Origin of the sequence: Aeromonas media (genome assembly GCF_020423125.1) — a bacterium.
Taxonomy (GTDB): domain Bacteria; phylum Pseudomonadota; class Gammaproteobacteria; order Enterobacterales; family Aeromonadaceae; genus Aeromonas; species Aeromonas media.
In genome coordinates, this window is sequence record NZ_CP075564.1 from 748,486 (window position 1) to 760,000 (window position 11,515).

An 11,515-nucleotide genomic window follows, 5' to 3' on the forward strand; every position below is an offset into this window, starting at 1 on the left:
TAGGGGCGATTCAGGGAGAAGGGAGCGGAATGGATTCCGCTGGCTGCGTTTTGGCTGTGTGATACGGGTGAATATTAATGGCTTGGAATTGGCATGAACCATCCCCTCTCCCTCGGGAGAGGGCTAGGGTGAGGGGGCGCTGTCTGTGTCGCTGGTTGGTTTTTAGCTTTTGCCGCTCTCAATCCCTCGCACCGCCAGCAGCCCTGTTTATCGTAGTTCGCTACCGGTCTCCCCTGATTTTTCCTGCCTTCCCCCCGACTTCACCTTGGCTTCACACAACCTCATTCTTTCCTCACAAATCCCCCGTATTTTCTGCCCACTGATAAATGGGCCTGCTTGCCACAGGGTGGCGAAGGCTAAAGAGAGGGGAGCAGAGGATGAAATCCTGGATCAAATACGGGTTGGCCGGGGCCTTGATACTGGTGGCGAGCTTCTGGGGCGGCAGCGTGCGGGCGGCGCAGATGCCCCTTGGCCCGGATGGCGCCTTGCCGGGGCAGATAGCCGCCCAGGCTGCGGCTCTCCCGAGTGGCACTTATTTCTTGTCTCTGGGGGGTCAGCCATCGCTTGCTGCCGGGTGCAGCACTTCAGGGCATGGATAGTGGCCTTTTAATCCAAGCGATGCAGAGGACTGTGCGGCATATTGCTTATCTACACAGGCCGGTCTGGTGCACGGCGCAGTGGGTATCACGTCAGGCCGGGTGGGCTACTGCGCCTGATATTGGGCATCCAGCCAGGCGATGGCCTCTTGAGGGTCGTTGAATGCCCGGATATGGCCCGGGTGGGTGAGGGACAGGCAGGAGAGGGCGATGTGGTGGAGCACCTTGGCCGAATAGAGAGAGGCGATGGCTACCAGGTTCTTCTGGGCCAGCCACTGATAGGTCTCTTGCAGATGGGGCAGGGCGGATAGCACCACCCCCTGATGTTGGCGATGGTCCACCAGGGCGCAGAAAGGCTTCCCGTCCAGGCTGTTCACCACGCGCTTTATCTGTGCAATCCACGCCAGCATACCCTCTTCATTGAAAGGGCCGATCAGCTCGCAGATGACCAGGTGTTCCTGCACATTGAAGATGAACTCACCGTGCTTTTTATCAAAGGACATACAACATTCTTATCCATGACCAGAGGCCGCAAGATAATATTGATTCATTCAACTTGCATCAATATCCAAGTGAGGGTCGCAGCCCTGGCTCGAGGTTTTATGGGGGCAAGTCAGAGGCTGCGAGCGAGGTGCATCTGATATGACAAGGGCCTCCCCGGGGAGGCCCTTTTGATGATGCGCCTCATCTTGAGGCTAGCGGAAGCGGAACAGCTCCCGGTGCAGCGGGGCGGTCAGATGGGCATCCAGGGTGTGGGCCATGGGCTCGGGGCCGCAGAACCACACCGGGGTGTGCTGGCGTTCACCCAGGGCGGCCAGATCCAGCCGACCGCGCTCGGACTCCAGGTGTAATCGGTAATCGACCCCGGCCCGGCGGCACAGTTCAGCGAGGCGGCTGTGATAGGGGGCGGCCTCGGCGGTGGGGGCGCATTGCAGCAAGGCGGTGCCCGGGCGTGTCTCGCCACGGCGCACCAGCGCCTCCAGCCAGGCGACGAAGGGGGTGATGCCGATACCGGCGCCCACCCAGAGCGCGGGGGCCGGGTCTGGCAGGGCGAAGGCGCCATAGGGGCCGGTCACGATGACGGCATCCCCCACCCTGAGGTGCTGGTGCAGCCAGTGGGTGTGATCCCCGAGGGCGCGCACCGCCAGGGTCAGGGTGCGGCAGTCCGCCGAGACATTGACCAGGGTGTAGGGATGGGGCTCGCCGCGCCCGGCGAAGTCGAAGAAGGCGAACTGGCCCGGACGGTAGCCAGACAGGGGAGAGGTCAGGGTGACCCTGATCTCCAGGGTGCGTTCGTCCAAAGGGGTGAGGGCGCTGACCGTTCCCTGGCGGCGCGCATTCTGGCCCACTCGGCCAAACAGGGAGTAGAGCGCGCCCATGGCGCCCAGCCCGCCGCCCACCAGCAAGGTCAGACCGACCGGCGTCAGGACGCCGATGCGCGGCAGCAGGCAGAGCCCGTGCAGCCAGCCTATCAGGTAGATGACGGGAGCCAGCCGATGGACCACCTTGAAGCGCTCGTAGCGCACCACCGCAAGCAGGCCCACCACCACCAGGGCCAGCAGCAGATAGAAACCCCATTCCCCCAGGGTATTGCCGAGTTCGTGCCACAGGGCATCGTTGCCAGCGCCAGCGCCAGCGCCAGCACCGCGGCGTGCCGGCCGGGTCAGCCAGTCGGCGGTGACGGCCCACTTGGGCGCCTCCACCAGCAGCCAGTGGGCCATCAGGGTGCCGGTGGCCCAGAGCGCGCTGCTGCGATGCAGGTGCAACATGCGATCCAGCCCGCCACACCAGACTTCGAGCCTCGGCAGGCGCAGGGCCAGCAGCAGGGAGAGGGTCATGGCTCCGAGGCCAAGCAGACCGGTCAGGATCAGCAGTTCATGGCGCCAGGGCCAGAGGCCGGTGGGCCACTGGGTCATGCCAGCGAGCCAGATGAGGGTGAGGGTCAGGGCCCAGGCGAGGGATGCGGGTTTCATGATGTCCTCCTTGTTCATGTCTCTATTGCACGCCCGCTTTGTGGCAAGAGTGTGCCCCTTTACTACCTCTTTTGTAGCAGAGTGTGGCAAAGGGTCGCCGGGTCAATGGAAGAGGGTTGAGCAGGAGGGCGCGGGGGAGAAAAGCGGTGGGAGAGCGGCAGGAAAGCGGTCGGCCTGCTGGAGCTAGCCACGAGCCCGCGCCAGGAGAGTGGTGACGCGGGGGCGCCCGCATGGCCGACGCCCTCGCAAGATCCCCTGTGTCAGGGCTTGCGCCCCTTGCCGCCCTTGTTGCCCGAGAGGGCCTGCTTTCTGGCCTTCTGCTTCTGGGCCGCCTTGCTGGCACGGCGCGGTTCGGGGTCGAAGCGGGTCAGATCCGGCTCAAAACCCGGGAACCACTGCTGGGGCAAGCGGGTGTCGAGCACGGCCTCCACCTTCTCCAGCAGCGGCGCATCCTCCGGGCTGAACAGTGTGATGGCGAGCCCCTTGTTGCCGGCGCGGCCGGTGCGCCCGATGCGGTGCACGTAATCCTCCGCCACAAAGGGGAATTCCAGATTGATCACATGGTTGAGGTCGCTGATATCGAGGCCGCGGGCTGCCACGTCGGTGGCCACCAGCGCCTGCAGGGTGCCGGCGCGAAACTCCAGCAACACCTTCTCCCGCGCGCCTTGCGACAGATCGCCGTGGAAGGCGAGCGCATTGATGCCCGCCTTGCCGAGCTGCTGGGCCAGCTTGTCGGCCCCCTGGCGGGTGCGGCTGAAGATCAGGGCCGGAGCCCAGCCCTTCACGGTCAGCATGTGTTCGACCAACGCCAGCTTGCGATCGCCGTCCACCGCATAGACCCGCTGTTCCACCTCGGCCGCCGTGGTGTTGCGCGGTGCCACCTCGATAAGCGCGGGGTCACGCAGCAGCACCTTGCTCAAGGCAAACAGGTTGTCATCGCAGGTGGCTGAAAACAGCAGGGTCTGGCGATCCGCCGGGATTTGCTTCAGCAGCGCCTTTATCTCGTCCATAAAGCCCATGTCGAGCATGCGATCCGCCTCGTCGAACACCAGATGGCTGAGGCTCCCAAGGCGCAAGGCCCCCTGACGCAGATGGTCGAGCAATCGACCCGGGGTGGCGATCAGCAGATCCACCCCGTTTTTCAGCGCCTCCACCTGGGCGGCTATGCTGACCCCGCCGTACACCAGGGCGCTGGTGAGATCGGTGCCCTTGGCGTAGCGCGTGACGCTCTCATGCACCTGCACCGCCAGCTCGCGGGTCGGCACCAGCACCAGGGCGCGGATGGGGCGGGGCGACTCGCTTTGCGGCTGCTGCATCAGTCGCTCCAGCAACGGCAGCACGAAGGCGGCGGTCTTGCCGGTGCCGGTCTGAGCCCCCGCCAGCAGATCCCGCCCCGCCAGAATGACGGGGATGGCGCTGGCCTGAATGGGGGTTGGCGCGGCATAACCCAGCTCACAGAGGGTCTGTTGCAGACGGGGAGAGAGGGCCAGTTCGGCAAAGGAGGCAATGGACATAGGGCACCAGTATGGGGTTATCGCGGCCAGGGCCGTGACGAAAGCGGACAGTGGCGGCCATGGTAGCAGAAGCGCCCCGCACAGCAGAAGGTGATGACTGTCGGCGGGGCGGCGAGGGCCCTGCTGTTGCGGGATCAGTCGGCCGCGGTCTGCTCCCGGATCAGCCTGATCTCCTGCCCCTGGTAATAGGCGATGTTGTGCTTGCCATGCTGCTTGACGTGGTAGAGCAGCGTATCGGCCAGGTCGGTGGCTTCGGCGACGGTCAGGTAATCACGGATGCGAATGATGCCTGCCGAGAAGGTGATGGGGGCGGACAGTTCCTCCATCTGAAGTTGTGATGCCAACAGACGGGCCACGGTCTGGCGCATGCTGGCCTCGTCGCCGAGCCTCTTGTAGAGGACGATAAACTCCTCGCCGCCCCAGCGAATGGCCTTGTCCCCCTTGCGCATATTGGCCGTCAGATGACGGGCGAAGGCGGCGAGGGCGATGTCTCCCACCCCGTGGCCATAGGCGTCGTTGATGGACTTGAAGTTGTCGATGTCGAGGAGCATCAGGTAGTCGTGCTCCTGCAGCTTGGCCTGATCCAGGATGTCCCGTCTCGGCAGCCGGGTCAGGTGATCGGTCTGTGCCAGGGTGCGCAGGCGGCCGTAGATGCCCCGTCCCGTCAGTATGAGCAGCAGCAGGGCGATCAGATAGAGTTTGAAGGCGGGGCCATAGAGCACCGCGCGCATGAAATCGCCGTAGCTGTATGACCATTTGAGATAGAGGTCGACGCTGGCCTTGGCCCGCATAAAGCGGGTATTCAGGCAGAGATGCCAGGGGCGACAGGGCTCTATTTCATCGAAAGAGAGTGTGGTTCTGGTCGGATTGAGGCTCTCGAAGGGGCGAAGCACATCCTTGAACGCCTCGTCGACGGCGATGTCTATGCCCGTCAGACCATGGCGGTAATCCGCTATCACCGGGTCGTAGAAGACGAAGGGGAAGTACATGGTGATGGTCTGCAACCCGGTGAAGGTGTCGGTGTAGATGTCGGACACCCAGGCCTCATCCGTGCTGCAGGGCACATGGGCGGAGGCGAAGAGGGCGCAACCGAAATAATGGGTCCAGGGTTCGATGTCATTGAGGTCGCTGTTGGTCGGCATCAGCCGGTTCGGGAGCGTCAGTCGGTCGGGCACCATGCCAAGCAGGCGACGATCGTCATAGAAGGCGTAGAGGTTGATGACCTCGGGGTAGGAGAGGGCATATTGGTAGGCGATGAGTACCGGGTTGGATGAGGGGAGTATGGGAATGACAGCCATACGGGTCAGGGTATCGAGGTCATAAGCATAGGCATAGGCCGTCGCATCTCTGTTCTCGCTGAAGATGGGCGCCTTGATGCTGCTGTTGTCGACGAACCGGGCCAGCGCGTCTGGCGCCAGGATGCGGGCCCGCTGATAAAACACCTCGAACACATTCTGCTGTTTGGCGGTGATGAGCTGCATGTCGTGCCGGATGCTGAGGTAGGTGTAGTTGAACACCAGCCCCAAACCTGCCAGTGCCAGAGAGAACAGTGTGAATTGAATCAACCACTTGCGGGGGATGATCCGCAACAGTGATCCCGCCATGCCGTGATGCTCCCGGGTAGTGACAGAAGACTTTTTTGTAACTGATTCTGCTCGGCATCACCAGATGAAAGTTGGCGGGGGCAGGCAGCGCAAGGAAAATGAGCCTCCAATATCAACAAGATAGACGTTCACGATTCGATGGCAAGGGAAGGGCGAATCGATGGTGGTCGCGGAGTAAGAGGGCATGGCGCCCCTGACTGGCGCTGCCATCACGGGAGCAGTTGCACCCGTTCGGCACCCAGGTGGTGCATCCATTCTCGCAGGATCAGCAGGGTGGCGGCGAAGCGGCGATCTCTGGGCAGATGGGCCGCAGCCAGCGGATCTCCCTCCACCATGGCGACCAGCTGGCCGAACAACCGTTCGATGCTCTCCCGGTTCAGCTCGTGACTGCCGAGTCCGCCTGCCAGCGGCACCGGGCTATGAAGCTGTATCAGGGGGTGGGGTTGGATATGGGCCGCGAGGGGCATCAGTGCATCTTCCACCACCATGATGGCCTGCTCCAGCTCGAGGGGGGTTGGCGGGTCCCGGCGAAAGGGACCGGGTGTCATGGCATTCAGGCCCAGGGCCAGTGAAAAGGTCTGGCTGACGCCATCCGCCCCGGTGATCTGTACCCGGCTCTGGTTGTCGCCCAGGCTCAACAATAGGGTTTCGTGCCCTTGCTCTGTCATACCGTCGTCTCCTGAATTTGACTCGTCCATGGATACACCCGGCGGAGCGCTCTGGCGAGTGCTTTCCCCCCATTCGGGCAAGGGGGCTTGCAAAGGCGTCATCAAATGGCATTCTGGACGTCTAGATTTCTGTTTCTCTGTTGCATTCCCCACAAGGAGTCCTGATATGGCTATTCGTACCCTTCCCCGCGCCCTCGTCCTCGCCCTCTCGCTGATGGGGAGTAGTGCCTTCGCAAACGAGGCGCTGGTCTTCCAGACCGATTTTGGTCTCAAGGACGGAGCCGTCTCCGCCATGAAGGGGGTCGCCTTCGGGGTGGACAGGACACTGCCGCTGCAGGATCTGACCCACGAGATCCCGGCCTACAACATCTGGGAGGCCTCCTACCGCCTCTACCAGACCCTCAACTACTGGCCCAAGGGCACCGTCTTCGTCAGCGTGGTGGATCCCGGCGTCGGCACCGATCGCCACTCGGTGGTGCTCAAGACCAAGAGCGGCCACTACATCGTCAGCCCGGACAACGGCACCCTGACCCTGGTGGCCGAACACTTCGGCATCGAGGCGGTGCGCCAGATAGACGAGAAACGCAACCGCCTCAAGGGCTCCGAGAAGTCCTACACCTTCCACGGTCGCGACGTCTACGCCTACACGGGGGCGCGGCTTGCCTCCGGCGTCATCAGCTTCGAGCAGGTGGGGCCCCTGCTGCCCGCCGAGGTGGTGAGCATCCCCTACCAGCCGGCCGTGGCGGAAAAAGATGGCACTCTCAAGGGCACCATTCCCATCCTGGACGTGCAGTATGGCAACGTCTGGACCAATATCGACGATGCGCTGCTGACCAAGGCGGGGATCAACAAGGGGGACAACGCCTGCATCAGGATCAGCGAAGGGGATGCGATCAAGTACGAGGGCAAGGCCCCCTACGTCAGCAGCTTCGGCGATGTGCCACAAGGCCAGCCGCTGGTCTACCTCAACAGCCTGCTGCAGGTCTCGGTGGCCCTGAACATGGACAGCTTCGCCACCAAACATCAGGTGCAATCCGGCGCCAACTGGCATATCAGCCTGAAAAAATGCGGCTAGAGGGCGGTTGCCAGCGGGTGAAATCCGGTACAAACGGGCATATCAACCTGAAGAGGTGCGGCCAGGGCTAGCCTCTCTATCAGTGCTACTTCTCCTGGGGTGGTGGGACTCGTGTCCACCGCCCCTTCTCCTGGGCGGTGGCGCCTTGCCGCGCCCGCCGGGTTATCTCATCGTTTGTCATCGTCGTTTAATAAAGTGCCGCCATGCTGTGGCCGGACGCAGTGATGACGCAATGATGCCAGCAGAGAGAACAAGGAAAAGCCGATGAGCCGTTTTGACGAGAGAGACAGTGTCAACCATCCCCGGGAACAGGAGCCGGAGTTCAACCGCCTGATCGAGGCTGGCCTCAGCCGCCGGGGGTTCCTCAAGGGAGTCGGCGCCGCCAGCATGGTGGCCTTCTTCGCCGCGAGCCCGGTAGCCCGCGCCGTGGCCGCTGCCACCCAGCCGCTGCTGGGGTTCCAGGCCGTGCCCGCCTCGGTGGCCGATGCCGTAGTGGTGCCGCCAGGTTACAAGGCCGAGGTGCTGATCGCCTGGGGTGATGCCCTGTTCGCCGATGCCCCCGTCTTCAGCCAGAGCAATGATGCCAGGGCCCAGGCACGCCAGTTTGGCGACAATAACGACGGTATGAGCTTCTTCCCCCTGGGCCCTGATCGCGCCCTGCTCGCCGTCAACAATGAGTACACCAACTACGAATACCTGTTTGCGGATGGCGGCAAGGCGCTCAGTGCCGAGGCCGTCGCCAAGGCCCAGGCGGCCCACGGTGTCTCTCTGGTGGAGCTGGTACGCATCGATGACAAGTGGCAGGCCAACCCCAGGGGGGCACTCAATCGCCGCATCACCGCCACCACCCCCATGACACTGAGCGGCCCGGCGGCGGGCCACGCCCTGCTCAAGACCCAAGCCGACCCTGAGGGACGCACGGCTCTTGGCACCTTCAACAACTGCGCCAACGGTCAGACCCCCTGGGGCACCTACCTCACCTGCGAGGAGAACTTCAACGGCTACTTCGGCAGCGCGGGCAAGCCTGAGTTGGACAAGCGCGCTGCCCGCTACGGCCTGGCCGCCGAGGATGCGGGCTTTGGCTGGCACCAGTTTGACGAGCGCTTCGATCTCGCCAAACACCCCAACGAGCCACACCGCTTCGGCTGGGTGGTGGAAATCGATCCGCACGATCCCGCCTCCACCCCGAAGAAGCGCACGGCGCTGGGCCGCTTCAAGCATGAGAATGCTGCCTTCACCATCAATAAAGATGGCCGCGCCGTGGTTTACCTCGGTGATGACGAGCGGGGCGAGCACATCTACCGCTTCGTCTCGAAGAACAAGGTGGCGCCGGGCAAGGACCTTGCCAACCGGGATCTGCTGGATGAGGGCACCCTCTATGTGGCCCGCTTCGAGGCCAAGGAAGGGGAACTGAAGGGCACCGGCCAGTGGTTGCCCCTGGTGCACGGCCAGCACGGCCTGACCCGGGAGAACGGCTTCGCCGATCAGGGGGAGGTGCTCATCTTCGCGCGCGAAGCCGCGACCCGGCTCGGCGCCACCACCATGGACAGGCCGGAGTGGGTGGCCGTACATCCCCATCGTGCCGAGGCCTACTGCACCCTGACCAACAACAAGAACCGCGGCCTCAAGGAGAACCAACCTCTGGACGGCGCCAACCCCAGGGCCGAGAACCCCTATGGCCAGATCATCCGCTGGCGCCCGGCTGGTGGCGATCACGGCAGCGACAGCTTCGAGTGGGATCTCTTCCTGCTGGCGGGCAATCCTGAGGTCAATAAAGAGGGGTTGATGGCGGGCAGTGCCAACATCAACCCGGACAACATGTTCAACAGCCCGGACGGCATCGGCTTCGACGAGGCGGGACGGCTCTGGATCCAGACCGACGGCGATTATTCCAACGAGAAGCAGTTTGCCGGCATGGGCAACAACCAGATGCTGTGCGCGGACCCGGCGAGTGGCGAGGTGCGCCGCTTCCTGACCGGCCCCATTGCCTGCGAGATCACGGGCCTCACCTTCAGTCCGGACTGGCGCACTATGTTCGTCGGGGTGCAGCACCCGGGGGAGGAGCTGGCTCCCTCCCACTTCCCGGATGGCGGCACCGCCATTCCCCGCTCCGCCGTGCTGCGTATCACCCGGGACGACGGCGGTATCATCGGGGCCTGATATTCCGACCCGCTGCCCCTTGTGCCGCATGAGGGCGCAGCCTGCGTGACGCGAACCCCGAAAGTTGGACACCCAACGAGTAGGGGTTCTTTGTTTTGAAGGCGTCGAGCGGGAGAGATAAAGAAGAGGGGATGCCAGCGCCATGGTGGCGTGTCCGGCCGGGTCAGGATTGCGTGCAGAGAAAAGGGGCCGCGTGGTGCCCCTTTTCTGCTATGACATGGCTGGCATCAGAACTCGTTGGAGAGCGCCTTGTAGCCCTTGACCAGGTCGATGTTGGTGTGGGCCACGTCCTCTGAGAACTCGGTGGCATCCACGGTGACGCGGGGGATCTGGGCCAGATCGCTCTGCTGGTTGATACGGGTGGTGGACGGCACATAGAAGCCCGGGGGCAGATCGCAGCCGTCGATCACCGAGTTGTGACGTACCACGGATCCTTCGCCGATGTGGCAGTTGAACAGCACGCTGTTGAAGCCGATGAAGACCCGGTTACCCACCTCGCAGGGGCCGTGCACTATGCTGCGGTGGGCGATGGAGCTGTATTCGCCTATGGTGACGGCGGCGCCGGACTTGGAGTGGATCACCACACCGTCCTGAATATTGGAGTTGGCGCCGATGACGATGGGCTCCATGTCGCCGCTCTCGTCCACCTCGTCGGCGCGGATCACGGCATAGGGGCCGACAAACACATTCTCCTTGATGATCACCTTGCCACAGATGATGGCGGTCTTGTCGATGTAGGCGGATTCGTGGATGACGGGCAGGTGACCTGAGGGATTCTTGCGGATCATGTTACGTCCTGTTGCAGCTGAATTCGGGGATAAGGTGGCGGGACGCGGGGGCTCGCCGGAGAGTCAGCTTACGCCTCTGATCCGGGAGGGGAAACCCTTTACTGGTCTGACCCTCCTTTAGTAAGGGCATTTCACATGGTTGTTCTTTGGCTCCCTGTTATGGGAGCATGGGGACTGGTATTGCGGGGAACACGCCGCACCAGCAGGGGGCAAGACGTGGTGATGGAGGTTGGAAGATGAAGCAGATCATGGTGTTGCTGATGGCCACTCTGTTGTGGGCCCAGACCGTGCAAGCCAAGGGGCGGGCAGGGGAGTTTGACTACTACGCCATGGCGCTCTCCTGGTCACCGCAGCACTGCGCCATCAAACCGGCCGATAGAGAGCAGTGCAGCCGGCAACTGGGATTCGTGCTGCACGGCCTCTGGCCTCAGTATCAGCGTGGCTACCCGAGCAGCTGTTTTCGCGAGCGGCTGGATCCCGCCATGGAGCAGCAGTTTGCCGGGCTCTATCCCAGCCGTTTTCTCTATGGTCATGAGTGGGAGAAGCACGGCACCTGCTCCGGCCTGAGTCAGGAGGCATTCCACCAACTGGCCAGCGACCTGCGCCAGAAGGTGAAGATCCCGGTCGCCTATCAATCGCCAGCAGAGCCCCTGCGCAAGAGTACCTTCGAACTAAAGGCTGATCTGGCCAGTGCCAATGAGTGGTTGGCACCCGACACCATGACGGTGGCCTGCGCCGATGGCGGGCGTTTCCTGCGGGAGATCTACATCTGCATCAACAAGGAAGGTACGGATGCCGTTCCCTGCTCGGACGAGATGCAAAAGCGGGAGCGCCGCTCCTGCGGCCAGCTGGACTTCCTGCTGCGCAGCGTGCGCTGATCCTCGTTATCTTCATCAGGCCTCTTGGGGGCCTGATGTGCAACTGCAGTCATCAGAAAGGAGCTCTGCAATGACCGACGTGAAACAGTTTTCGGCAAGGGAACGCAGTTTGCTGCTCGGGGTGAAAGGGGTGGGGCCCACCGTCATCGAGCGGCTTGAACAGCTGGGTTACCACAGCCTGAGTGAGCTGGCCGAGGCGGATACCGGCCACATAGTCCGGCTGGTGGCCAGCATGCTGGGCTCGACCTGCTGGCAGAAC

General features: G+C 63.0%; 10 protein-coding genes and 1 pseudogene (1 of these 11 cut by a window edge). 5 read left to right on the forward strand and 6 right to left on the reverse strand.

The genetic code is table 11. From position 1 onward, the window contains the following. Positions 1-377 precede the first annotated feature (377 nt). Positions 378-470, forward strand: a pseudogene (locus KI797_RS21190) (subclass B2 metallo-beta-lactamase); the annotation flags it as partial. Positions 471-703: 233 nt separating this feature from the next. Here KI797_RS21190 and KI797_RS03630 read toward each other — a convergent pair. The 5 genes from KI797_RS03630 to KI797_RS03650 all read right to left on the reverse strand — a co-directional run bounded on the left by KI797_RS03630 (position 704) and on the right by KI797_RS03650 (position 6,355). After that, positions 704-1,099, reverse strand: a complete 396-nt coding sequence (locus KI797_RS03630; protein ID WP_226171487.1) for a hypothetical protein — start codon at positions 1,097-1,099, stop codon at positions 704-706. Positions 1,100-1,291: 192 nt separating this feature from the next. Next, positions 1,292-2,587: a ferredoxin reductase family protein gene (locus KI797_RS03635; protein ID WP_226171490.1), complete on the reverse strand. Its 1,296-nt coding sequence runs from the start codon at positions 2,585-2,587 to the stop codon at positions 1,292-1,294. 242 nt (positions 2,588-2,829) lie between these two features. Beyond that, on the reverse strand, positions 2,830-4,083 hold the full coding sequence (locus tag KI797_RS03640; RefSeq protein WP_226171493.1) for a DEAD/DEAH box helicase: 1,254 nt from the start codon (positions 4,081-4,083) through the stop codon (positions 2,830-2,832). Positions 4,084-4,217: 134 nt separating this feature from the next. Next, entirely contained in the window at positions 4,218-5,687 is a 1,470-nt protein-coding gene (locus tag KI797_RS03645) for a GGDEF domain-containing protein (protein ID WP_226171496.1), read from the reverse strand. A 209-nt stretch (positions 5,688-5,896) separates the two neighbouring features. Next, complete coding sequence (locus KI797_RS03650; protein WP_226171498.1) at positions 5,897-6,355, reverse strand: hypothetical protein; 459 nt, start codon at positions 6,353-6,355, stop codon at positions 5,897-5,899. A gap of 166 nt (positions 6,356-6,521) precedes the next feature. On the opposite strand from KI797_RS03650, the gene KI797_RS03655 reads away from it, so the two are divergent. Beyond that, the gene (locus KI797_RS03655; protein ID WP_226171501.1) at positions 6,522-7,430 is read left to right on the forward strand and encodes an SAM hydrolase/SAM-dependent halogenase family protein; all 909 of its coding nucleotides are present in this window, start codon (positions 6,522-6,524) and stop codon (positions 7,428-7,430) included. 264 nt (positions 7,431-7,694) lie between these two features. Beyond that, on the forward strand, positions 7,695-9,590 hold the full coding sequence (locus tag KI797_RS03660; protein WP_226171504.1) for a PhoX family protein: 1,896 nt from the start codon (positions 7,695-7,697) through the stop codon (positions 9,588-9,590). A 227-nt stretch (positions 9,591-9,817) separates the two neighbouring features. Here the strand turns inward: KI797_RS03660 and KI797_RS03665 are convergent, their stop codons facing one another. Next, complete coding sequence (locus KI797_RS03665; protein ID WP_005330618.1) at positions 9,818-10,378, reverse strand: gamma carbonic anhydrase family protein; 561 nt, start codon at positions 10,376-10,378, stop codon at positions 9,818-9,820. A gap of 236 nt (positions 10,379-10,614) precedes the next feature. Here KI797_RS03665 and KI797_RS03670 point away from each other — a divergent pair, with 236 nt between their 5' ends. Next, positions 10,615-11,256 carry a ribonuclease T2 family protein gene (locus KI797_RS03670; protein ID WP_226171507.1) on the forward strand — a complete coding sequence of 214 codons (642 nt, stop codon included), beginning with the start codon at positions 10,615-10,617 and terminating at the stop codon, positions 11,254-11,256. 70 nt (positions 11,257-11,326) lie between these two features. Continuing rightward, positions 11,327-11,515: the 5' portion of a helix-hairpin-helix domain-containing protein gene (locus KI797_RS03675; protein WP_226171510.1), read on the forward strand. It continues 93 nt past the right edge of the window; the window shows 189 of its 282 coding nt (coding positions 1-189); the start codon lies at positions 11,327-11,329; the stop codon falls past the right edge of the window.

Excerpts from the sequence above, each read along its gene's own strand:
- KI797_RS03630 (WP_226171487.1), bottom strand. The coding sequence starts at position 1,099 with ATGTCCTTTGATAAAAAGCACGGTGAGTTCATCTTCAATGTGCAGGAA.
- KI797_RS03635 (WP_226171490.1), bottom strand. The coding sequence starts at position 2,587 with ATGAACAAGGAGGACATCATGAAACCCGCATCCCTCGCCTGGGCCCTG.
- KI797_RS03640 (WP_226171493.1), bottom strand. The coding sequence starts at position 4,083 with ATGTCCATTGCCTCCTTTGCCGAACTGGCCCTCTCTCCCCGTCTGCAA.
- KI797_RS03645 (WP_226171496.1), bottom strand. The coding sequence starts at position 5,687 with ATGGCGGGATCACTGTTGCGGATCATCCCCCGCAAGTGGTTGATTCAA.
- KI797_RS03650 (WP_226171498.1), bottom strand. The coding sequence starts at position 6,355 with ATGACAGAGCAAGGGCACGAAACCCTATTGTTGAGCCTGGGCGACAAC.
- KI797_RS03655 (WP_226171501.1), top strand. The coding sequence starts at position 6,522 with ATGGCTATTCGTACCCTTCCCCGCGCCCTCGTCCTCGCCCTCTCGCTG.
- KI797_RS03660 (WP_226171504.1), top strand. The coding sequence starts at position 7,695 with ATGAGCCGTTTTGACGAGAGAGACAGTGTCAACCATCCCCGGGAACAG.
- KI797_RS03665 (WP_005330618.1), bottom strand. The coding sequence starts at position 10,378 with ATGATCCGCAAGAATCCCTCAGGTCACCTGCCCGTCATCCACGAATCC.
- KI797_RS03670 (WP_226171507.1), top strand. The coding sequence starts at position 10,615 with ATGAAGCAGATCATGGTGTTGCTGATGGCCACTCTGTTGTGGGCCCAG.